The sequence below is a fragment of the Spongiibacter thalassae genome, from assembly GCF_012272835.1.
Taxonomy (GTDB): Bacteria; Pseudomonadota; Gammaproteobacteria; order Pseudomonadales; family Spongiibacteraceae; genus Spongiibacter; species Spongiibacter thalassae.
In genome coordinates this window covers 278,624-302,178 of record NZ_JAAWWK010000003.1, presented here as the reverse complement: position 1 = coordinate 302,178, position 23,555 = coordinate 278,624, and the positions used below count along the sequence as shown (strand labels likewise).

The window sequence follows — 23,555 nt, the reverse complement described above, 5'->3', positions numbered from 1 at the left end:
GGTCTCTATAACGGCAGCAAGGGCAAAAACCTTTAGCAAAGATTGCCTAAATTCGGTGACGACGACCATAAGGACTTCCCCCAAGGTGTTATGGGCCTGGGCGACGTCGTGCTGTGTTTTGCAGGGGGAAACGAAAAAGCCCGCGGGGCAGCGGGCTAAGGGATGTGTACGCAGAGAGGACTTACACGAAGAAGTCGTTATTCTCCAGTCCGAGCTCGATCCCGCCAAGGTTTCGCGCGAAGCTGGTGGGGTTGTTGGCAACGTGGGCCCGCGCTGTGTGGATATCGCGAAAGCGCTGCTGTATCGGACTATCACTGAACACCGAATGGCCGCCGGCAACTTCGTATAAGGAATCGACTATGGCAATGCTTTTGCTAATCACTAACGAGGCCTGATAGCGATAGTGGACCCGATCCGCCAGCGGAATGTCCTCACCCCGCTCTACCGCCGCCATCATTACATCGAAGTTGCGATACAGCACCGCTTCCATCTCGTCGATGGCGTTTTTTGCCGCCGCAATGCGCTCGACCACCTGGGTATCGCCGGCCAATTTCGTCGGGTCGCCACTGGCCTTGTTCAGTACCGCGTGTTTATACAGCTCGACGGTAGCTTTGCAGGCGCCAATTGCCGGTGTTGATACCACTCGAATAAAGCTCTGCGCCCAGGGCAAGCGATACAGCGGTGCGTCGTTCACCGCCAGACCCGGGTTAGTGCCGGCAAAGCCGTCGCTCTGTTTGTGGGTCATGTAATCCGGCACAAAAACGTCTTCAACGAGAATATCGTTGCTGCCGGTGCCCTCAAGGCCCATCGACTGCCAGGTGTCGATAATCCGGTAATCGCTTTTGGGCAGCAGGAAGGTACGGTAGCCCTCCCCCGGCACAATCGCCCCAAGCAGCACCCAGGTGCAATGGTCGCTACCGCTGGACCACCCCCAGCGACCGCTGAGTTTGAAACCGCCGTTTACCACACTGACCTTACCCATCGGGGCATAGGAGGATGAGACTCGAGTGTGAATGGACTCCCCCCACACCGCTTGCTGAGCGCGATCATCCATCATCGCAACCTGCAGGGCATGAACGGCGATGATTCCGCTGGCCCAGGCCGTGGACATACACGCCTCTGCCAGCGCGATTTGCATGGCAAAAAACTGCTGTGGCGACATCTCCAGGCCCCCATAGCGTTTCGGCTGCAAGGCAAGGAAAAAGCCCATATCCTGCAGTGCGTCGATGGATGCCTGCGGCACCTTGCGCAGCTGCCGCGTTTCCTCTGCCCGGTCGCGCAGTAGCGGTTGTAGCGCACGGATTGCGCTCATCATCGCGCCGTATTGCTCAGCGGTGTCACCCGAAATAGCCGTCGCAGCACTCATACCTGTTCTCCTGTTATCGTTCTGGATAGTGCGGTGCCTGGCCTGCGGCCGCCGCTCAAGACCTGCCTATTCCGGCATGGCAAATTTATGTCCCCACAGGCTGGGCAGGCTGGTTACAGTCGGGGTAAAGTTGTCCCACTCCATTTTCAACCCGCCGGTGCCAAATTCCATCGCAAAGCCGGTCGGCGTCGCCATGTAAAACGACAACATATGATCGTTTGTGTGACGACCAAGACTAGACACCACTGGAATGCCGGCTGCTTCTACGCGGTCCAGGCAATAACCCACCTCATCGACCTCGTGGACCTCGACCATCAAATGCACGCAGCCCAATGAGTTTTCTTGATCTTCGTACAACGCCAGACTGTGATGTCGAGGGTTGTTGACATGCATAAAGTGCAGACCCTGACCTTTGTCGTCAGGATCCGGCGAAAACTTGAAGTGCATGTAGTCGCTGTCACCAAAGCCCATCAATTCTTTGTAAAAGGTGTGGGTTTCTGCAAGACGACTGGCCGGCAGTACCGCGTGTCCAAAGCCCATGTCGCCGTTAAAGCCGGTTTCAAATCCACGGATTCCCAATGGCGACACAAACCTCGCGTAATCCAGTTCCGCCCCCCAGTACACTTCGATACCGTTACCAGAAGGGTCCTGCAATGACGCCAGTCCCTTTACCCGTCGCGCCTTCGCCGTGCTGTCATCCGCCACAGTGACCGCAACACCGGCCTCGGCAAATTGCGTCAGGGCGGCATCAAAATCCCCTTGGTCCCGCAGCTCCCAACCACAGCAGCGCAAGCGATCACGCTCCCCCTTGACGATGGCAAAACGGAAGGGCCGCTCGTCCATACGCAGGTAGACGTTGCCATCATCTGGCATGGTGGTCGCGGGCATCAGCCCCAGAATATCCCGGCCATACTCCAGCCATTTTTTCGGCTCTGTGGATTCGATGACCACGTAACCCAAACTGCGAACATCCATGACGTTTTCCCTGGTGCTATGAAAAAAGATTTACCCGTTTCGCATTGCGTAATCGACGATGTATTCGCGCTTTTCATCGAAGGTACCGGGAATGCTGTCCCGCGGCTCATAAAACTGCTGGTACCACTGGCGCAGACGGTTGATCGGCCCATCGCCGTCGCACAGCACCGGGTTATCGACCCGGGTTTTGGTGTGCCAGATATGCACGTCCTGAAAAAATGCCGTGCGATTCTGCTCGGTGTATTGCCGTGCCATTTCGTCGTTCTGCTCGTCGCTCATGCCCGGCATTTTCTTCACTGCCACACCAAAACGCAGGTCGAAGCTATTCTTGTCGATGGGGACATGGGTCACCAGAAGACGAGACTCCACGGTCATGCCCTCCACCTGTCCCGTCATATAGGTATTCATATAAGCCGGGCCGTAGTAGGTCGCCACGGAGGTCAGTTCGCCATCCTCCGCCAGTAACTCACTGCCACCAACCAGTACCTGCTGGTAGGTGTGGCGATGCACGATATTCTTGAATTCCTTGATCGGTGCGCCGTGGATGGGGGCAAAATGGGCAACATCCGCCATATTGTCCACCAGCTCCCGAGCGTTGGTATTGATGGTCATCAGATCCATCTGCCAAATCGTCCAACCGGGATCAAACAGGTCGTCGATACGCGGCGGCCGCTGCTCTTCTATTGGTGGCAAACCTTCAGGGTCGTACCAGACAAACAGCAGGTGGTTTTCTTCCAGTGTCGGATAGGAACGAATCACCGCTTTGGCCGGAATACGTTTGGCATAGGGGATATCATCACACACGCCGTCACTGCCCCAGCGCCAGGCGTGGAAAGGACAACGCAGGGAATTCCCCTCAACACAGCCTTCGCTAAGATCCGCCCCCATGTGAGGACAGTAGCCGTCCAGAACATGAACCACACCGTCTTCACCGCGAAAGGCAACCAGTCGCGTGCCGAAATAATCGAGGCGCTTGGGAGTGTTATCGTATTCACTGGCCAGACCCAGGCAATACCAGCCCCGGGCATAGTGCTCGGGCAGTTCCGCGGCTTCAATCCGATGTGGCTCACGCGTGGTCGGCGCTGGCTGAGTCATACTACTCTCCTGATATACGATGGCGACCGAGATAAAAATCGATAGCTATGCTGACGACAAAATTCTCACACAGGCCCAGCAGCGGAACTATAATCCGTTCAGACTAGCAGTTTTTGGCTATATCTCTTTGTTTATAAAGCGATTTTTTATATCGCGCCGCGACCTGCAAAACGGCTTTCCAGTAAATACCCGTCTTGGCCGGAGTGGGAATTTGCTATTCAAGTAAGGGAAACCCCCTGCTGATATTTCCAGCACTGTGAATTAGATTGAATGACGCTGTACGAGTACCGAATAAAAGAGAGGATTTAATGCAAGCACCCGGCATCATTGGCAATGAGGCGGAACGTATCGCTTCACTACACTCGCTGAATATCCTCGACTCCGCGGCGGAGGAGCGCTTTGACCGTCTGACCCGGCTGGCACATCGTCTGCTCAAAGTCCCGGTGTCACTGATCAGTCTGGTTGACAGCGAACGGCTGTGGTTCAAGTCCTCCCAGGGCCTGGAGGTTAGTGAAATTTCCCGGGAAATGTCCTTTTGCAGACACGCCTTGATAGATCAAAAGCCGTTTATAGTTACCGACGCCAGACAGGATTCCCGCTTTGCCAATAACCCACTGGTCACTGGCCCCTGCGGAATCATCTTTTACGCGGGAATACCGCTGAGGGGTAGCGACGGGCGAACTTTGGGTTCATTTGCGGTGATTGACCGCCAACCGCGTTTTTTAAGCAGAGACGCACTGGACACCCTGGAAGACCTCGCGGCCATCGCCGAACGAGAACTGCGCCTTAGTTTTCTTGAGACCACAGACCCCTATACAGGCCTGTGCAACCGCAAGGGCTTCAAACTACTCGCCCCCTAAAATTATCAGCGCCTGTGCCCGCGAGGGAAAACCCGCTACCGCACTGTTTTTACGCATTACCGGCCTTGAAACGCTCGCCGAGAATATCAGTGAATACGCCGCTAATCTGGTGATCGATAACTTTTCTACTTTTATTCACGAGATCAACGCCAGTCCACATATCAGTGCGCGACTTAATCATAATAATTTCGTGATTTTGCTCGCCCATGCCGATGACTTACAGGCTCATGCGGTTTACGAGGAGTTTCGTGCCCACTTCCAGCAATTGGATATAGGCAAGCGCTTTAACTGCCACGTCAACATACAGAGTCGCACCCACCCCTTTTCCAGCGGTACGACAACCAACGTTGAAGCGCAGCTGCAACAGGGCGCCAGCGCGTTTCAGCCTGGCACGGTTCAACCACAGTGGTCACAGATGGAAAGAGCACAATGCTGATACCCGACAAGCCCAACAATGAAACTCAGCGCCTTGCGGCATTGAAGCTGCTGAACATCCTCGATACCCCGAGCGAGGAGCGCTTTGACCGGCTGACTCGGCTGGCAAAGCGGCTGTTGGATGTACCAGTCGCCCTGGTTTGCCTTGTTGATGAAGATCGCCAGTGGTTTAAATCAGCGGACGGCATTGGCGTAAAAGAGGCCCCTAGGGATATTTCATTCTGCGGCCACGCCATACTCCAGGATGATCTGTTTCAGATCTGTGACACTCACCGCGACGAACGCTTTGCTGACAACCCGATGGTGCTCTTTGGCCCGCAGGTTCGGTTCTACGCTGGCTTTCCACTTCATGTCCCCGGTGGCGGTCACGTGGGGACGTTTTTTGTTGCTGACACACAGCCTCGTGAGCTTAGCGAGGATCTTCAGGAAACCCTGATCGATCTGGCAAAAATCGCAGAGCGGGAATTAACCAGTAGCTTCGTCGCCACTACCGATATCGATACGGGGCTATGTAATCGGCTGGGGTTTTCCTTAATTGGACAGAAAATTCTCAAACGCGCCAGCGCCGCCGGCACCACTGCGGAAGTAGTATTGCTGCGTCTCGCTGGAATTGACGAAGGCGGTGAGCGTTACGACTCGTCTGACGAACTGGTCAAGCACTTTGCGGCCGCCATCTCCCAATGTAATGTCGATTTAAGTGGACGTTTGTCTCCACAAAGTTTTGCGCTGATGCTGAGCGACGCCGGCAAAGACGGCGCAGCGAATGTGGTGCAATCGCTACGCGAGCAACTTCGAGCGATCACCGAAGGCACTCCGGCGAGCAATCACGTCACACTCACGTCGAAAACCCTCTACAGCACCTCCCCCGGCGACGGTATTGATGACATGCTGAGGCAGGGTGAGCAGCTACTGCTTACCGACTAGTACCTGTTAACACCAAGTGAAGTACAACTGCGCAAGCTTCGGCTCGACGCGGAACCTGGATAGGGTAAGCTGTTGGCTGTATTCCGCTCACAGGTGTCTCGATGTCTGACTATCAGCGCATGCAGCGCGCCATCGACTTTATTCGCCAACACGTCCTTAACGCCTCTGGCGATCTCACACTGCAGGAGATTGCCGATCATCTATCGATGAGTCCCTGGCATTTTCAACGGGTGTTCTCCCGCTGGGTCGGCCTCAGCCCCAAGCAGTTTCAACAGCAATTAAACGTGCAGCGAGCGAAAACCCTGTTACAGCAACCGGGCAGTTTGCTGACGATAAGCGACTCGCTGGGCCTGAGCAGCAGCTCGCGCCTTTACGACCAATTTATTAGAGTTGAGGCAATGACCCCAGGAGAATATCGTTCCCGGGGCGAGCAGTTAACTATCCGCTGGTTAAATCAGAACACGCCTTTTGGCGAGATTTTCGTCGCCCTTACCCAGCGTGGTGTGTGTCGGGTCTCCTTTGACAGCAGCGCGAGCAACCTTCAAAAACTCCGTGAGCAGTGGCCCAAAGCAGAGCTTCGGGCGCACGATCCCAGCCGCGACCCGAAGGTGGTTGAAATATTCGCTAACTCCTCAGCGCAGCAACCTATCGTTCTGCACCTGATGGCCAGTGAATTCCAGCTCGCCGTATGGCGCGCCCTGCTGGAGTTACCTGAGGGGGCCTTATGCAGCTATAAAAGCGTTGCCGAAGCGCTGGGCAAACCCAAGGCTGCCCGGGCGGTTGGGCGAGCAGTAGGCAGCAACCCAGTAGCGATCTTGATACCCTGCCATAGGGTGATTCGCGAAAACGGCGGTATGGGAGGCTATGCCTGGGGAGAGGAGCGCAAACAACAGATTCTGCTGAGAGAGGCCCTGCGCCACCGCTAAGCTCAGCGGCGGCGCAGGCACGATTCACTGATGCGCCCTATTCCGCTAGCTGGGCAACACTTTTCAGAATAAGCCGGACCAGAAGGGTCTGGCGGCTGACCCCGGTTTTGGAAAAGATTGAGCGCAGGTGGGTTCTGGCAGTATTGCGACTCATACCGAGGGCCTCAGAGGCCTCGTCGAGGCTCAGGCCATCGGCCAGCAGCAGTGACAGCTGCGCTTCTGTCGGGGTAAAGCCAAACAACTGGATTATAATATTGACCGGGGCCTCAGCGCCGTATTCCGGATCACTGATAAAAATCGCCACCGTGGGCACCGACTGTCCCTCTGACCACTCCGCCGATGGCACCGGGCGAACAATCACACCCAGGTCGGCAAAGTCACCGTCACGATGTACCCGCATCGCCTCAACCACCGCCGGTTCACCGCTGGCTTTGCTCTCCAGCACGCGGTTAATCAAGCCCTGCAGTTTTTTGGTCGTGCTCTGGTCACCCAGCATCAGGTAGCCGTCTTCCAGCTTGACCTCAGGCTCGCGGATGACCAGGTTTTTGGCCATTTTATTGCAGCTGAGCAAACGTCCGTTTTCGTCGAGAATGATGGTGGCCAGCGACAGGCTCTCTACCGCCCCGGCGTAGATATCCCGCTCCGACTCAATTTTGTTGATACGCACGTGCAGGCGCAACGCCCGTTCCAGGTGCGGCATAAGGGTGTAAATCAATTCCCGGTCTTGCTCATTGAATTCGGGGGCTTGCTCATTTCGCGCCACCCTCAGACCGGCATTCATTTCATTGGGCACGTGGATATCCACACCGAGGGTGTCGTAGAGTCCCGCAGGTTTCATGCACAGGGTGTTCAGCTCACTTTGCATCCACTCGTCTTTATTGACCAGCTCCAGCAGGCTTTTTACCTCGCCGGGTTTCAGGGTCAAGAAAGGATCCATGGCGAACAGTCGTTCCTGGTAGCGCTCCAGACCCTCTACTGTGCTGCCGCCCACCACTCGCAGCGCACCGCGCCCCTGTTCAGAGGGCGGATTGAGCACCAGCGTGACGGACACCGCCTGCATGTGTTTGGAAAGATCAGACAAAAAGCCCTGCCAGGGCTCATCTTCGATGGGTCCCTGATAAATACCGGCGATAAGCCGGTCTAGTTCTGCATCTATAAGCATTGACGTGTACTAGCCTTATTATTAACTACAGGCAGTATAACCGAGATAAACCCTGCGAAAAGCCGAATCGCAAACGCGCTATCAGATCAGGCCCTGCTCCCTGGCCATATCGAGTGCCAGATCCTCAATCATGTCCTCCTGACCGCCTACCGTACGCCGGCGGCCCAACTCTACCAGTATATCCCGGGAGGACACGCCGTATTTTTGCTGGGCGCGCTTGGCGAATAGCAAAAAGGAGGAATAGACGCCGGCATAGCCGAGGGTCAGCGAGTCCCGGTCGATTCGAATGGGACTATCCATGATCGGCGTCACCCGTTCTTCGGCAACATCCATAATCCTGTACAGGTCGATGCCGTGGTCGGCACCCATTCGGTCGAGAACGGCCACCAACACTTCCAGTGGCGTATTCCCCGCACCTGCGCCCAGGCCCGCCACCGAGCCGTCGATGCGCCCTGCCCCCGCTTCAATTGCAACCAGCGAATTCATCACCCCAAGACTGAGGTTGTGGTGGGCGTGAAAACCGATTTCAGTTTCCGGTTTCAGCTCCCGGCGCAGCAGTTCAATACGCGATTGCACCTGATCAGGCAACAGGTAGCCGGCGGAGTCGGTACAGTAAATACAGTTGGCGCCGTAGGACTCCATCAACCTGGCCTGAACAACAATCTCCTCAGGCTCGATCATATGGGTCATCATCAGAAAGCCCACGGTATCCAGACCCATTTCGCTGGCCATACCGATATGCTGTTCCGACACATCAGCCTCAGTACAGTGGGTTGCGACACGAATGGTGTTCACCCCCAAATCAGCGGCCATTTTCAGGTGATCCACAGTGCCGATGCCCGGCAGCAGCAGAGCCGATATTTTCGCGTTTTTCACCGCGCCGATCACCGCCTTGAGGTATTCCTCGTCGGTGTGGGCAGGAAAGCCGTAGTTTACCGAGCTTCCCCCAAGACCATCGCCGTGGGTAACCTCGATCAGTGGCATCCCCGCCTCATCGAGGCCAGTGGCAATATCCACCATCTGCTCAAGGGTGATTTGATGGCGCTTGGCGTGCATACCGTCGCGCAGACACATATCGTGCAGCACGACTTTTTTACCGCTTAAGTTCATACGAGTCTCCCTTAATCTGCCGCCGGCGAATAACGCCCGGCCTGTATTTCTTCGGCAAACATCTCTGCGGTACGCAGTGCTGCTGCGGTCATAATATCGAGGTTACCCGCATACCTGGGCAGGAAGTCCCCCAGCCCCTCGACCTCCATAAACAGGGAAACTCTATTGCCATCGAACACCGGTCCATTTTTCAAGCGATAGCCCGGCACATAGCGTTGCACCTCAGCAACCATTGCCTCTACAGATTCGCGGATCGCCTGTTGATCCGGCTCCTCGTCAGTGAGGCAGTGAATGGTATCGCGCATAATCAGTGGCGGCTCGGCGGGGTTAATAACAATGATCGCCTTGCCCTGGCGGGCGCCGCCAATGCTTTCTACCGCACCCGCCGTGGTGCGGGTAAATTCATCGATATTCTTGCGTGTGCCCGGTCCCACCGAGCGCGAACTGACCGTGGCAACGATTTCGCCGTAGCTGACAGATTGCACCCGCGATACCGCCGCCACCATAGGAATCGTCGCCTGTCCACCGCAGGTCACCATATTGACGTTGCGGCACGGGGCCGACAGTACTTGCCTTTGGTTCACCGGCGGCACGCAATAGGGGCCTATCGCCGCCGGAGTGAGGTCGATCATCAACGCCCCTTCACCGTTCACCATGCGGGAGTTTTCCGCGTGTACATAGGCAGAGGTGGCGTCAAAGCAAATCTGTACACCATCTGCGCGCATTTCGGGCAGCATCCCCGCTACACCCTCAGCAGTGACTTTCAGCCCCATTTCACTGGCGCGGGCAAGGCCGGGGGAATCGGGATCAACGCCGACCATCCAAATCGGTTCGATCAACGCTGAGCGAGCCGCTTTCATCAGCAGGTCCGTACCGATATTGCCCGGCCCGATAATTGCCGCGCGAATTTTTTCAGCCATGGTAGTCCTCAGCCATAATAAACAGGTTTAAAAAGTGAACTGGCGAGTCGCCGACTTACACAAAATTGACGGCGGCACTGCCGATACCGCCCAGTTCCATACGCAGGCTATCGCCTGCCTGAACCGGTTCGAGGGGGACAAGTGAGCCAGAGAGAATGACCTCACCTGCTTTAAAGGGGATACCGAAACGCCCCAGGGTGTTCGCCAACCAGGCGACTGCGGTCAAGGGATTGCCCTGAACGGCGCTACCCAGTCCTTGACTGAGCGGCTCGCCGTTTTTCCATACGCGAATCTCCAGTGACGGCAAGTCAAACTCGCGAGGATCGGCCTCCTCATTGCCCAGCACATAGACACCGCAGGAAGCGTTATCGGCGACGGTGTCCTGTATGGCGATACGCCAATTATCTATACGGGAATCGACGATTTCAAAACACGGCATAATACATTCGGTAGCTGCCAGTACCTCCGCTTCAGTCACGCCTGGCCCCTGTAAATCCTGTTTCAGCCGAAAGCCGATTTCTGCTTCGGCGCGAGGTTGAATAAGGTGCCCCGCTACCTTGATGTCTGCACCGTTGGCGAAGGTCATGGCGTCGGTTAAAAAGCCGAAATCCGGCTGGTGAACACCCAGCATTTCCTGGACCACGGCGCTGGTTACTCCGATTTTTTTTCCGACAACCTGTTCGCCATCTTCGAGACGACGGTTCAGCATTCGTAGAGAAATATAATAGGCATCGTCGATAGTGATATTCGGGTAGCGCTCTGTCAGCGGGGTTATGCTGCGCTGACTGCGCAGGGACTGATATAACTCATCACCCAATTGTTCGATAATTGCCGTGTCCATGCTCAACGTCTCCGCAGGAAATCCAGTGTCTGATTGTTGAACAGCTCGCGATGCTCCACCATCACCCAATGCCCGCAACGGGAGACCAGACTAAGGCAAACATCGGGAATACCCTTCGCCAAGGTCATAATGCCGGTTTCCGGCATCATCTGTTCGTTGAGCCCCCAAAACACCATGACCGGGCAAGAAATTTCCCCCAGTCGATCGCTCATATTGGGCACTCGCATTGTGGTAATTACCTGAGCGTTCTGCTGTTGAAAGATTCCCCAGCGTTCTTTTACCAGTTGCTTATCGACCACACTGTCGTCATAGACCAGACCTCGACGAATAAAGGTCTCCAGTCGATCCGGCGACATCGCACCCTCACTGAATACTTCCTTCATGATCTGCATACCCGGCATATGAAAATAGTCTGCCTGATTTTCGATACCGCCCGGGGCCATTAATACCATGCGTTCCACCTGAGCCGGATATTGCAGACAGAAGCCAAGTGCGATAGCGCCGCCAAGGGAATTGCCAATGAGGGTGCAACGTGCCACACCAAGTTGCTGCAGAAGTTGATGAATGCCGTCGATAAATAGATCCAGGGGGTAGTCGATATCATCGGGCTTGTCGGAATAGCCATAGCCGATCAGGTCTGGGACAATCACCCGATAACCCTGCTTCGCCAGCCACGGATAGTTATACTTGAAGTTGCTGTGTCCGCTGGCGCCGCTGCCGCTGCCGTGGAGAAATACCACTACCGGCCCCTGACCCTGGTCGAGATAGTGCAGGCGATGCCCGCTGCCAAGTGTTGCGTAGTGCCCCTCTGGCAACCCACTGACTAAATCCACCACACCCAGCTCCCTCGTCGGACGAAAAAGCGCACTGTGCAGCACCTCGGCGAAAGCAGCACGCCCCCTCTGTTAAAGAGCCTGAATCATAACGACCCACCCACCATAAACTAATCCCCCAAACGGATGACAACCAGGCCGGTAGCAGGCGCTAATTGATTTCCGCCGGGTTGTAGCGGGTTGGCGAGCCGAGCATGGCTCTGGGCGACGGCGGCTGACGGCCATCAATATCGACTATTCCCAGCTCCTCGGCCAGTTCCGCGGCGTAATAAATCTTGCCGCTGCGTTTCATTAGTCCCGACGCCTGGTAAAGGGCATCAATGACTCTGCCGGGGAATTCCGGCGACTCCGCGATGGCGCTAGCCTCAGCGTATAACTCCGGCGCCTCGGCAAAGACTTTCACACTGCGCTCGGTCTTCAGCAAGCCCATCCACAGCGACACCACAGCAACCCGATGGGGCCGAAAATCCACCGCCATATCATGGGCCATTTTGTCTACTCCGGCCTTGCCTGCGCCATAGGCCGGGCCATGCATATAGCAGCGCCCGCCCGCTGATGAAGTATTGACCACCAGACCCCGCTTGCTCTGTAACAAAAGGGGCGCCCCATAGTAAGACGACACATAACTGGAGCGCAGCCCCACATTGAGAATATCCTGCAGCGCAAGGGGTTTACTCCAGAATGGGCCCGGGGCAGTCAGCCCCTGAGGCACCTGCAAGGCATTGTTAACCAGTATATCGAGGCGTTGGTGACGGCGCTGAATGCCCGCAAAGACCTCTTCAACCTGAGCGTCGTCCCGGTGGTCGCAGATCTCCACCTCGACCTCGGCTCCCCGGGCGCTGATTTCCTCGGCGGTGCCAATCAAACTCCCCGGAAGTTCCGCTTCCCCCTCTCCAAGGGTTCTGCCAGTGATGTAAATCACTCGACCGGGCCTCGCCAGCGCCAGTGCAATCCCCTTGCCTGCGCCGCGACTGGCACCGGTTACCAGAACAATTTCCTGCTTTTTGCCCATCGCTATACTCCACCCGCTGTAGTGCGCAAATTGCTACATTGCGCTGCGGGTCACCATAATCCAAAACAGGTAGCAGCGCTGTAGTAAGCGTAGTCGAGGATAGGGGTTCAGGCAGCGATGCTATGCGCGAGATCGGGTAGCGTTGATTTACGAGGAGGTCTCTCCACTGAAGGATAAGCCGGTCATACTGAGTCCCGCGGAATCAGGCTCGCTGGTAACCCAATCGTTGGCTGCCTTCTCACCCCTGAGAGGGGTTCTGAATTTGGGTTTGCGTCTGGATCTGGCCTTGCGCACTTCCTTCGTTCACACGTTCTACATCCACTGCCACAGACAGGATCTGGTCGGCGCCGCCGCCAAATACCACGCCCTTAAGCGGGGTCACATCAGAATAGTCTCTTCCCCATGCGGTAGTGATGTGCTGACCCGAGGGCATTGCGCCATTGGTCGGGTCGAAATCGTACCAGTCATCACCTGGCACATAGACGGCAAACCAGGCGTGTGAGGCATCGGCCCCCTTTAATTTTTGCTGGCCGGGCGGCGGGAGTGTTTCAAGATAGCCACTGACGTAGCGTGCGGCAAAGCCCAGACTGCGCAAAACGCCGATCGCAAAATGGGCAAAGTCCTGACAAACGCCACGTTTGTTTAGCAGTACTTCATCAAGAGGAGTCGCCACGGTGGTAAAGCCGGGGTCGTATTGGAACTCTTCAAAAATGCGGTTATTCAATTCATTAACCGCGGTGACAAATTCCCGCTCGTCACTGAACAGGGCGCTGGCAAAATCGGCGAGATCGTTCGAGCGGCCGATCATCGGCGAGCTGAAACAGAACTCAGAGGCCTGTATATCGGCTGCAGTGGCGCAGCCGGCGATCGCCTGGCGAACATCCGCACAGGTCATACCGCTGCCGAGCAAGCGGTTTTCACTGGGGGCAACCTCGACCTCACTGTCCACTCGAACCTCCAGCTTTTTATGCGGCTTTTCGACGCTGAAGGAGCATACCGTGTTACCAAAATAATCGAACTGCTTAAGCTGGGTTGCGGGAAGTGGCGACACTTTCAACTCGCTGCGCAGCACTTTCTGTTCCGGGGTGTCCCGGGGAACCAGGTAGGCAACACTATAGCCCTGGCTCACCTGGTCTGAGTATTCGTACACCGTGGTATGACTGATGCGATATCTCATGACAGGTTACGGCCTCCCATATCGACGGTTTGCGGCCCCGCAGTGTGGTCGAAATAGCGATCGGCAATCGCCTGGGCTGCGGCTTTGAGATCTGTCTCCAGCTCTTCAAGAAAGCTGTCAAGTTTCAGGCAGGTCCCGGATTCCAGATCAGTACTGGCCAGCTCCGGCAACCGCGCCAGCAACAGCGCATTATTGGCCTTGAGCAGGCAGCGCAGATCCTCACCCACCTGCACGCTTTTGCGCGGGCCATTCAGCTCTTCCAGATGTATCCGTAGCGATTCCAGCTGAAACGCAAGGGAGCGGGGATTTTCCCGGTCGAACAGCAGCAGCTCCAGGCCCTTCTCCAGACGATAACCACTGCGGTAGTAACGCTTGTAGACGATGCGCGACTCCAGACTGGCCAAGACCGGTTTCAACAGGGACACCGGCCCGGATTCGACGCCACCCTCAACCAAAGTGTGCCGCAGCAGCTCAATGGTCTGCTGCGCCCGCTCCAGACGACGCCCCATTTCCATAAACCGCCAGGCGCGACTGCGCACCATGCTTTCCTGACTCAAACCACACAGGGCTAACAGGGTGGTAATCAGTGGGTCAAACAGCTCTTCCGGTGCGGATTGCAGCTTTTCCGCCAGATGGGCATTCAGATAATCCATGCCGTCGCGCACATCGTTTATCAACCGGAGCATATCGTTGGACAGCAATTCCTTAACCCCGTCCGCGGAATGCAGTATCGCCTCAAGGCAATGGGCAATACTGCCAAAGCGGCCGCGATTGGCAACGACATCGAGAAGTTCCTGCTCCGGGCTGTCGATATTGGCGTCGGCGGCGACAAAACCCGGGTAAGTTGCGGTGACATGGGTCACCGATTCCAGCAGGCGACAGCGCATATCCCGGGGTAAGGGTTCAATACTGTTCAGTTCCTCGAATACGGTTCTCACCAGACGCAGCCCGGACTCGGCGCGCTCGGCGTAGCGTCCGAACCAGAACAGATTATCGATTATCCTGCTCGGCAGACTGAAACTGCGGTCGGCGCCCCGACTTTGCTCGCTCTCGTAAATGCTGACCTGCGCCTCGGGTTCAGAGGCCAATATCCAGGTATCCTTGCTGCCGCCACCATACTGGCTGACAATGTGACGCGTATCGGCATTGGCCCCCACGTGGGTTAGCCCACCGGGCATCACGCTGTAGGACGCATCTGATGCCACCGCGTAGCCACGCAGCACTAATGGCCGACTACTGAGTTGTTTACCCTCCAGCACCGGCGTCTGTGAAGGGGGGATAACCTGCTGGGCGACATAGGACTCAGGGTCGGCCAGCACGCTGTGCAGCAACTTCTCTCGCGCGGCCTTGTCCAGCTCGTTAACGAACACACTGTGACCACCCGCCAAACGGCTACAGTGGCGAATAAGCAAATCGTCAAAATGGGCACGAACGTAGGCCATGTCTTCACGGTCACCACACCACCAGGTTGGCACTGAGTTCATGCGCAGTTCACGACCGAGGAAATGTCGGGCGATCGCCGGCATGTATTTGGCAAAGGCAGGGTTTTCCAGAATACCGCTGCCAATGGGATTGGCAATGACAACGCCGCCATTGCGCGCCACCTCAAGCAGCCCAGGCACCCCCTGCCCCGCGCTGTAGCGCGACACCACCGGGTCGGTGAAACAGTCGTCAATACGGCGCAGCACCACGTCTACCCGGCGCAGGCCATCGAGGGACTTTAACCACAAACCGCCCTTGCGCACCGTGAGGTCGCGGCTCTGGACCAATGGATAGCCCAGGTAGTTCGCCAGGTAGGCGTCTTCAAAGGAGTTTTCCTGATAGGCACCACGGGTGAGATACACGATAAGCGGTGAGTCCTTCCCCCCCGCCAGTGCGGTGAGCTTGCGTCGCCACTGCAGGAAAAAATTGGCCAGCCGATGAACATGGGCGTCGCGGAACAGGCTTGGCATCACCCGTCGCAACACCGTGCGGTTTTCCAGCACATAGCCGGTTCCCGAGGGAGCCTGACTGCGGTCACCGATAATCATCCACTCACCGCTTTTATCCCGAATCAGGTCGGCGGCGTGGAAGATCAGCTGATGATCCCCCTGCAATTTCATGCCATCGCAGGCCCGGAGAAACTCCGGGTTGCCAAAAATCAGCGACGGTGGAATAACGCGATTGAAAATCAACGTTCTGGGGCCGTAGAGATCCGCCAGAATCAGGTTGAGCAGCTCGGCGCGCTCGCGCAGGGCATTTTCTATGGTGCTCCACTCGGCGCTCGACAGAATCATCGGCACCAGGTCAAGATTCCATGTATGACTGATGTTCAGTTGATCGCCGGGGCTATAGCTGGCGCCGTCGTCACGCAAAATACGTTTGGCCGTGCGCTGCCGCTCCAACAGGGCATCTGGCCCCATTGCCTGGAGAACCTGCATCGGATAGTGCCAGTGATCGCGAACCTTGCCATCCGGGCGCAGAACTTCGTCGTACTGGGCGTGCTGAACGCTATATGAAAACGGTGTTGTAGACATAGTACTCACGCCGAGTGCGCGGCAAGCCTCGCACTAATCGTCTATGCCCATCGATACGGACGATGGGGGTGGGAGCATGGAGACTACCGCAAGTATATACTGGCGGTAAACAGGCGTATGTACTTATCGTCGTCACCGCCTGATTACCCGCCCAGTTGCGCCGCCTATCTTGGCTGAAACCACGCCTGATCCACCGCGGAGTGCAAGCTCCTGAAATGCAGCTCCATCGAGTCGATGAATACCAATAGCTTTTGCAGGTCGACATAGTCGATCTTGCCGCCCAGGGGTTTGGCGATCTTGGCCAGGGTCTTCTTCACCTCAACGCCGTCCGGCAGCATATCCAGAGATTCCTGCATCTGCCGCACACAGCAGGCCACCGAACGGGGAAACAGGGCGTCTTCCAGCAAAAAAGCGGCGGCGTCTTCGCCACTGACGGCCACCCGCATGGTGCGCTTGTAGGGCGTCATGGCGTCGAGGGTATGCAAAACGCTGCTCCATACGACCTCAGCTGCCTCGGGCATATCCGCCGCCGCGAATTCTGCTGACATGCTGGCACCCGCTTCGATAGTACGCAGGCTCATGTCTGCCCGCTCCAGATTTTTGCCCAGACGCAGAAAGTGCCAGGCGCCATCCCGGCGCATGGTGTCGGCAATCAAACCATTAATCCCCTGGCAGGTGCGAATCACCTGCTCGAGAAATTCATGGCGATTGCGCCGATTGATCCCCTGCTGAATATTCTCCGACACAAAAATCTGGAATTCGTTGATAAGCTCCCAGCTTTCCGGGGGCAGTGTGTCCCGGCTGGTGCGGATATTTTCCCTGACCATTTTCAGCGAAAACGCCAGCGAACTGGTATTGCTCTGATCCTCCAGTAAAAAACGCACAACCCGCTTTTCATCCTTGACCTGAAAGCGTCGCTCAAATTCCGCGTGACTGCCGCTGGCCAACACCAGGTTGTGCCAGCTGATGCCGGTGTCCTTGGGTAAATCCGACAACAGCGAGGTATACACCTGTATCAGCCGCGCAATACTTTCTACCCGCTCTAGATAGCGGGAAAACCAATAAACTCGTTCTGCAACACGCGACAGCATCAGTCTTTCTCCCTCTGCACAATCCAGGTGTCCTTACTGCCACCGCCCTGGGAAGAATTGACCACCAGCGAACCCTTTTTCAGTGCCACTCGGGTTAGACCACCGGTGGTAACCTGCAGCTCCTTGCCCTGCAGGACAAAGGGACGCAGATCAAGATGCCGTGGCTCTGCCTCACCGATCCCGGTAATCACCGGAGTTGTAGACAACTGCAAGGTGGGTTGGGCGATATAGTTACGGGGGTTTTCTGTCACTAATTTGCGAAAGGCCTCGTGGTCTTTTTTGCTGGCGTGGGGGCCCACCATCATGCCGTAGCCTCCCGACTCATTGGCCGGTTTAACCACCAGTTGTTCGATGTTCTCCAGCACATATTCCAGGTGCTCGGGCACATCGCACAACCAGGTTTTCACATTCGGCAGAATGGCTTTTTCCTTCAGGTAGTATTCGATCATTTGCGGCACATAGGCGTACACCACCTTGTCGTCGGCCACGCCGGCGCCGGGGGCATTTACGATGGCGACATTGCCGCTCTTCCAGGCCCGCATCAACCCCGCCACCCCCAGGATCGAATCCTCATGGAAGACCTCGGGGTCGAGGAACATATCGTCGATGCGACGATAGATAACGTCGATGCGTTCAAGGCCATCAATTGTTTTCATATAGACGATGTCGTCATCATCGACGACCAGGTCGGCACCTTCTACCAATTCCACCCCCAATTGCTGGGCGAGAAAGGCGTGTTCGAAGTACGCAGAGTTATATACCCCGGGAGTCAGAATAACGATTACCGGCTGCCGCCGCTTTTGTGGTGACACCGACGCCAGGGTTTGCCACAACATGCTGGGGTAATTATCCACCGGCAGAATGCTGTTACTTTCAAAAAATTCCGGTAGCACCCGTTTGCTGACCTCGCGGTTTTCCAGCATATAGGCAACTCCCGAGGGCACCCGCAGATTGTCCTCCAGCACGTAGAACTTGCCATCGCTGTCGCGCACCAAATCGCAGCCGCAAATGTGTGCCCAGACCCCCTCAGGGGGCGTGATACCCACACACTCAGGACGGAAATTCTTTGAATCCTTGATAAGGTAGGACGGCACCACACCATCAGCAAAAATCTGCTGCTCGTGGTAGACATCATTGATGAACATATTCAGTGCACGCACCCGCTGTTTAAGCCCCTCGGCGGTGCGCTGCCATTCCTCGGCATCAATAACCCTCGGGATTAAATCGAAGGGCCACACCCTGTCGATATTTTCGCCATCGGAGTACACCGTAAAACTGACCCCCATATCTCGCACCGTGCGCTCGGCGGCGATGCGCCGCTGTTCCAGCTCTTCCCGGCTCAACCCGGAAAAGTGGCGAACCACCTCGCGACTCGCTCGCCGCGCGTTTCCCTTGGGGGTAATCATTTCGTCGAAGAACTGATCCGCCGGATAGGCCGACCAATCAATACCGATACTGCTGTCCTTGCTTCTTTTCATGTAGTTCTCACATCCAGCATAAAAACCCGCAGCGAGACTGCCTGTGGTCAACACTCTGTACACGTTTGCAGTGTAGCTGTTTCTCGGTCCAGCACTGCTGTCACTGACTAAATTTTATTCCTCCGCCACCGGGACAATAAAACCCTGCGACTCATCTCTAACAAAGCAATGTGCGCGCCAAGCTGCGGAAAACCGTTGTAAAATTGTCGATGGTAGGCTCCTGCCCATGACATGTTTATGACTGGCACCCGGAAAACAAAAAAGCCGCTGCAAAGGCAGCGGCTTGGTGGGTAGCGCAAATGGAGCAATTAATTAACGTTTCGCTGCCCAGCAACGGCGTTGCCGGGAGCGTCACTGCTACAACAGAAGTTGACGAATATCCGCCAACATCCGCCCAAGGAAGGTGAAGAACTGTCCGGCATCGGCACCGTTAATAGCGCGATGGTCGTAGGACAGCGACACTGGCAACATTTTTCGCGGCACAAATTCACTGCCGTTCCACTGGGGTTTAACTGCCAGTTTCGACACTCCCATAATCGCCACCTCGGGCGCGTTGATGATCGGGGTAAAGCCAGTGCCGCCGATATTGCCGAGACTAGAGATAGTAAAGCAGCCGCCCTGCATATCGGCGGGCTTGAGTTTGCGCTCCTTGGCTTTGGCGGCCAATTCGGCACTTTCTTCCGCCAGGGTCCACAGGGATTTTTTATCGACATCGCGAATCACCGGCACAACCAGCCCCGCCGGGGTGTCTACCGCAATGCCGATATGCACATATTGCTTGTAGACGATGGACTCACCGTCGCTGGTCAGCGAGGCGTTGAACCGAGGGTTGGCACGAAGCGCGGCAGCGGCGGCCTTGAGCAGGAAGGGCAATGGCGTAAGTTTGACACCCCGCTGCTCTGCCTCTTTCTTCATCTGTGCGCGGAAGTCTTCGAGGTCGCTGATATCCACCTCGTCAAACTGGGTGACATGGGGCAGATTTACCCAACTGCGGTGCATATTGGCCGCGGTCAGCTTCGCCATTTTGCTAAGTGGCTGGGTGTCGATATCGCCAAATTGGCTGAAGTCCACATCGGGGATCGGTGGAATGCCACTGCCACTGCTCACCGAACCACTGGCCGGTTTCGCAGCCGCCAATTGCTTCACATAGGCGTGAAGGTCTTCCTTGAGAATACGATCCTTGGGGCCGGTGCCTTTGACGTCTTCCAAAGTAATACCGAATTCCCTGGCCAGCTTGCGCACTGCCGGGCCGGCGTAGACATCGGCGTGACTGACTACGGTTGGTTCGGTGGTGTCCGCAGCAACCTCAGGTGTTTCCGCCTTTTGCGTCGCAGGCGCAGGGGCAGATGGCGCACTTGCAGAGTCGGAGTTGGCAGGTTCGGATTCAGCGTCGTGGCTATCAGCCGCATCGGTCTCGATCTCGGCCAGAGCCGTTCCCTGCTCCGCCGTTGCGCCAACCGTAATCAGCAATTTTCTGACCCGCCCGGCGAAGGGCGCAGGAACTTCCATCGATGCCTTGTCTGACTCCAGCACCACCAGTGAGTCGCCCTCGGCAACCTCGTCGCCTTCGCTCACACATACCTCGATAACCTCGACGCTGCCGCCGCCGATATCCGGCACGCTGGCAGTTTCAACACGAGGTGCCGACGAGCTTGCCGGTGAAGATTGGGCCGCAGAGTCTGTGTCACCGGTATTGTTGCTTTGTTCTGGCTCTGGCGCCGCTTCGTCCTTTGTCTCTGCCGGCGTCGTCTTCTCTGCGGAGGCGGCGCTTTGCTCTTCCGCCTCTGTCTCCAGCTCAAGAATGGCCGCCCCTTCTGCGACGGTATCCCCGACACTGACACTGATAGACACGACCTTGCCCGACTTGGGTGACGGAACTTCCATAGACGCCTTGTCAGATTCCAATACCAAAAGGGAATCCTCTTCGGCAACGACATCGCCGACGGCGACACAGATTTCTATGACCTCAACGTCATCACCACCGCCAAGATCAGGAATTTTTATCGTTTCTTTAGCCACAAAAAACTCCTTGCTTAACGATACAGTGGGCTGATTTTTTCGGGATCGATATCATATTGTGTCAACGCCTTGCTCACCTCGCTGGCGGCGATTTTGCCGTCATCAGCCAGTGCCTTCAGCGCTGCCAGTGCAATATAAAAACGATCGACTTCAAAGTGAGAGCGCAGTTTGCTGCGGGTATCCGAGCGCCCATAGCCGTCGGTGCCCAAAACCACGTAACGCGCATTGATATGAGGACGCAGCTGCTCGCCGTATCCCTTCACATAGTCAGTCGCGCAGATCACCGGCACGTCCTGAGTGTTAAGCATTTCACTCACATAGGGCTGGCGGGGCTCGTCTTCAGGGTGCAGCAGATTCCAGCGATCGCATTCCATACCCTCGCGGCGCAGCTGGTTGATACTGGTTGCGCTCCAGATATCGGCCTCGACCTTGAAATCGGCTTTCAGTAATTCGGCGGCGGCTTCCACTTCTCTGAGAATGGTGCCGCTGCCCAATAGCTGCACTTTCAGCTTCGGCTTTTTCACAGCACTGGGGCGCAGGCAGTATAGCCCTTTGATAATCCCCTCTTCGCAGCCTTCCGGCATGTCCGGGTGATAGTAGTTTTCATTCATCACCGTCACGTAGTAAAAGACATTCTCCTTCTCGTCGTACATCCGGCGCATACCGTCCTGAATAATGACCGCCAATTCGTAGGAATAAGTGGGGTCATAGGACACACAGTTGGGAATCATATTTGCCATCAGGTGGCTGTGGCCGTCCTGATGTTGCAGGCCCTCACCGTTGAGGGTAGTACGACCTGAGGTCGCCCCCAGCAAAAATCCTCGCGCCTGGGAGTCACCCGCTGCCCAGGTGAGATCCATGACACGCTGGAATCCAAACATGGAATAGAAAATATAGAAAGGCACCATCGGGTAGCGGTGGTTGGCGTAGGAAGTTGCTGCAGCCAACCAGGCGGAAAAGGCGCCTGACTCAGTAATGCCCTCTTCCAGAATCTGCCCGTCCTTTTCCTCCTTGTAATACATGATCTGGTCGGAGTCATGGGGAGTGTAACGCTGGCCCTGGGAGGAATAGATACCCAACTGACGGAACATGCCCTCCATGCCAAAGGTGCGCGCCTCATCCGGCACGATAGGGACGATACGTTGCCCAATTTCCTTGTCCTTGACCAGAGTCGATAACATTCGCACAAAAGCCATGGTGGTGGAAATTTCCCGCTTGCCGGTATTTTTCAGCTGGGCGTCGAATTTGGACAGGGGCGGCACTGCCAGTGCATCGAAGTCCGCCTGTCTGGCGGGAAGGTAACCGCCGAGGCTTTCCCGACGCTTGCGCATATACACCATTTCCGGACTATCGGCGGGTGGACGATAGTAGGGAACCGACTTCAATTCATCGTCGGTAATCGGCACGCCAAAGCGGTCACGGAATTTTTTCAATTCATCCAGGTCGAGCTTCTTCACCGAGTGCGCTTCATTTTGCGCCTCGCCGCCCTCACCCAGGCCATAGCCCTTGACGGTCATCGCCAGCACCACTGTAGGGCGCCCCTTGGTTTCCACCGCGTTGGCGTAAGCCGCGTAGACCTTATAGGGATCGTGCCCGCCACGGTTGAGATACATAATGTCGTCGTCGGACAGGTCTTTGACCAGCTCAAGCAGCTCCGGGTACTTCCCAAAGAAGTGTTTGCGAGTGTAAGCCCCACCATTGGCCTTGTAATTTTGCAGCTCACCATCCACGACTTCATTCATGCGGCGGCGCAGAAGGCCGGTTTTGTCTTTTTCCAGTAACTGGTCCCAGTGCCGCCCCCAGACCACCTTGACGACGTTCCAGCCGGCACCACGGAACACGCCTTCCAGCTCCTGGATAATTTTGCCGTTACCGCGCACCGGCCCATCCAGCCGTTGCAGGTTACAGTTAATAACAAAAATCAGGTTATCGAGTTCTTCACGTCCGGCCAGCGCAATGGAGCCCAGCGATTCAGGCTCATCGCACTCGCCGTCGCCCATAAAGCACCACACTTTACGGTCACCGTGATCGACCAGGCCGCGGCTTTGCTGATATTTCATCACGTGGGCCTGGTATATCGCCTGTATCGGCCCCAGCCCCATGCTCACGGTGGGGAACTGCCAGTAGTCGGGCATCAGCCAGGGATGAGGGTAGGACGACAGACCGTCGCCATCGACTTCGCGGCGGAAGCTATCCAATTGGTTTTCGTCCAGACGCCCTTCCAGGTAAGACCTGGCATACATTCCCGGCGAGCTGTGTCCCTGGTAGTAAATCAGATCGGCTTTGTCACCGCCGCGGAAAAAATAGTTGAACCCGACATCGTAGAGCGTGGCCGAGGAAGAAAAACTCGAAATGTGCCCACCCAACGCATCGTCGTTGTCGTTTGCCCGCATCACCATTGCCAGTGCGTTCCAGCGGATCAGGGAGCGAATTTTACGCTCCATAAACAAATCACCCGGCATCCGTTTTTCGTCGCGGGGTTCAATGGTATTGCGAAATGAGGTGGTGATAGCGGCGGGAAGCTCAGTGCCGTGGCGAGTAGCGTGTTTTGCCAGCCGCTTCATCAGGAAGGCCGCGCGAGCTCGCCCGGCGTTGCTTAACACGCCGTCGAGGGCTTCAAGCCATTCCTGGGTTTCCTGGGGGTCGAGATCTTCGCGAAAATCAGGGTCTTGGTACATACACAGTCCTTAGTCTTTTCGTGGGCTGCCTGGACCAGCGAGCTTTGCGCTCGAATGTGTACCGCTGTCAACTGGCGCTGTCGGCGTAACTGACCGACTCACGTTGATTGCCTGTATGTGACGGTGATCACCTGGCC

19 protein-coding genes are annotated in these 23,555 nt (G+C 56.2%); 4 read left to right on the top strand and 15 right to left on the bottom strand.

Annotation, left to right across the window (positions count from 1 at the left end; all coding sequences use genetic code 11):
• Nucleotides 1–181 precede the first annotated feature (181 nt).
• The 3 genes from HCU74_RS10115 to HCU74_RS10105 form a co-directional block, all read right to left on the bottom strand.
• Nucleotides 182–1,366 (bottom strand): acyl-CoA dehydrogenase family protein, encoded by a 1,185-nt coding sequence (locus HCU74_RS10115; RefSeq protein ID WP_168450317.1) that lies wholly within the window; start codon nt 1,364–1,366, stop codon nt 182–184.
• A 66-nt stretch (nt 1,367–1,432) separates the two neighbouring features.
• A complete protein-coding gene (locus HCU74_RS10110; RefSeq protein WP_168450316.1) occupies nt 1,433–2,341 on the bottom strand; it encodes a VOC family protein in 909 nt (302 codons plus the stop codon).
• 30 nt (nt 2,342–2,371) lie between these two features.
• Nucleotides 2,372–3,436 (bottom strand): 3-ketosteroid-9-alpha-monooxygenase, oxygenase component, encoded by a 1,065-nt coding sequence (locus tag HCU74_RS10105; protein WP_168450315.1) that lies wholly within the window; start codon nt 3,434–3,436, stop codon nt 2,372–2,374.
• Nucleotides 3,437–3,744: 308 nt separating this feature from the next.
• On the opposite strand from HCU74_RS10105, the gene HCU74_RS10100 reads away from it, so the two are divergent.
• The 4 genes from HCU74_RS10100 (at nt 3,745) to HCU74_RS10085 (ending at nt 6,581) form a co-directional block, all read left to right on the top strand.
• Nucleotides 3,745–4,296 (top strand): GAF domain-containing protein, encoded by a 552-nt coding sequence (locus HCU74_RS10100; RefSeq protein WP_168450314.1) that lies wholly within the window; start codon nt 3,745–3,747, stop codon nt 4,294–4,296.
• On the top strand, nt 4,232–4,732 hold the full coding sequence (locus tag HCU74_RS10095; RefSeq protein ID WP_168450081.1) for a hypothetical protein: 501 nt from the start codon (nt 4,232–4,234) through the stop codon (nt 4,730–4,732). Before HCU74_RS10100 ends, HCU74_RS10095 begins: the two co-directional genes overlap by 65 nt.
• Entirely contained in the window at nt 4,726–5,655 is a 930-nt protein-coding gene (locus HCU74_RS10090; RefSeq protein ID WP_168450313.1) for a sensor domain-containing diguanylate cyclase, read from the top strand. The genes HCU74_RS10095 and HCU74_RS10090 overlap by 7 nt, the downstream gene beginning before the upstream one ends.
• A 101-nt stretch (nt 5,656–5,756) precedes the next feature.
• Nucleotides 5,757–6,581: a methylated-DNA--[protein]-cysteine S-methyltransferase gene (locus HCU74_RS10085; protein ID WP_168450312.1), complete on the top strand. Its 825-nt coding sequence runs from the start codon at nt 5,757–5,759 to the stop codon at nt 6,579–6,581.
• 37 nt (nt 6,582–6,618) lie between these two features.
• Here the strand turns inward: HCU74_RS10085 and HCU74_RS10080 are convergent, their stop codons facing one another.
• The 12 genes from HCU74_RS10080 to aceE form a co-directional block, all read right to left on the bottom strand.
• Entirely contained in the window at nt 6,619–7,743 is a 1,125-nt protein-coding gene (locus HCU74_RS10080) for a helix-turn-helix transcriptional regulator (RefSeq protein ID WP_168450311.1), read from the bottom strand.
• 81 nt (nt 7,744–7,824) lie between these two features.
• Nucleotides 7,825–8,853, bottom strand: a complete 1,029-nt coding sequence (gene dmpG, locus HCU74_RS10075) for a 4-hydroxy-2-oxovalerate aldolase (protein WP_168450310.1) — start codon at nt 8,851–8,853, stop codon at nt 7,825–7,827.
• Between the two features lie 11 nt (nt 8,854–8,864).
• On the bottom strand, nt 8,865–9,773 hold the full coding sequence (locus tag HCU74_RS10070; protein ID WP_168450309.1) for an acetaldehyde dehydrogenase (acetylating): 909 nt from the start codon (nt 9,771–9,773) through the stop codon (nt 8,865–8,867).
• A gap of 55 nt (nt 9,774–9,828) precedes the next feature.
• On the bottom strand, nt 9,829–10,614 hold the full coding sequence (locus tag HCU74_RS10065; protein ID WP_168450308.1) for a fumarylacetoacetate hydrolase family protein: 786 nt from the start codon (nt 10,612–10,614) through the stop codon (nt 9,829–9,831).
• A gap of 2 nt (nt 10,615–10,616) precedes the next feature.
• On the bottom strand, nt 10,617–11,447 hold the full coding sequence (locus HCU74_RS10060; RefSeq protein ID WP_345889677.1) for an alpha/beta fold hydrolase: 831 nt from the start codon (nt 11,445–11,447) through the stop codon (nt 10,617–10,619).
• Between the two features lie 151 nt (nt 11,448–11,598).
• On the bottom strand, nt 11,599–12,459 hold the full coding sequence (locus tag HCU74_RS10055; RefSeq protein ID WP_168450306.1) for an SDR family NAD(P)-dependent oxidoreductase: 861 nt from the start codon (nt 12,457–12,459) through the stop codon (nt 11,599–11,601).
• A gap of 238 nt (nt 12,460–12,697) precedes the next feature.
• Complete coding sequence (locus tag HCU74_RS10050) at nt 12,698–13,636, bottom strand: transglutaminase family protein (protein WP_168450305.1); 939 nt, start codon at nt 13,634–13,636, stop codon at nt 12,698–12,700.
• Nucleotides 13,633–16,152 carry a circularly permuted type 2 ATP-grasp protein gene (locus HCU74_RS10045; RefSeq protein WP_168450304.1) on the bottom strand — a complete coding sequence of 840 codons (2,520 nt, stop codon included), beginning with the start codon at nt 16,150–16,152 and terminating at the stop codon, nt 13,633–13,635. The genes HCU74_RS10050 and HCU74_RS10045 overlap by 4 nt, the downstream gene beginning before the upstream one ends.
• A 164-nt stretch (nt 16,153–16,316) precedes the next feature.
• Nucleotides 16,317–17,243 carry an alpha-E domain-containing protein gene (locus tag HCU74_RS10040; protein WP_168450303.1) on the bottom strand — a complete coding sequence of 309 codons (927 nt, stop codon included), beginning with the start codon at nt 17,241–17,243 and terminating at the stop codon, nt 16,317–16,319.
• Entirely contained in the window at nt 17,243–18,721 is a 1,479-nt protein-coding gene (locus HCU74_RS10035) for a circularly permuted type 2 ATP-grasp protein (RefSeq protein WP_168450302.1), read from the bottom strand. The genes HCU74_RS10040 and HCU74_RS10035 overlap by 1 nt, the downstream gene beginning before the upstream one ends.
• A 357-nt stretch (nt 18,722–19,078) precedes the next feature.
• Nucleotides 19,079–20,740, bottom strand: a complete 1,662-nt coding sequence (gene aceF, locus HCU74_RS10030; RefSeq protein ID WP_168450301.1) for a dihydrolipoyllysine-residue acetyltransferase — start codon at nt 20,738–20,740, stop codon at nt 19,079–19,081.
• Nucleotides 20,741–20,754: 14 nt separating this feature from the next.
• Nucleotides 20,755–23,418, bottom strand: a complete 2,664-nt coding sequence (gene aceE, locus HCU74_RS10025) for a pyruvate dehydrogenase (acetyl-transferring), homodimeric type (RefSeq protein ID WP_168450300.1) — start codon at nt 23,416–23,418, stop codon at nt 20,755–20,757.
• Nucleotides 23,419–23,555 lie beyond the last annotated feature (137 nt).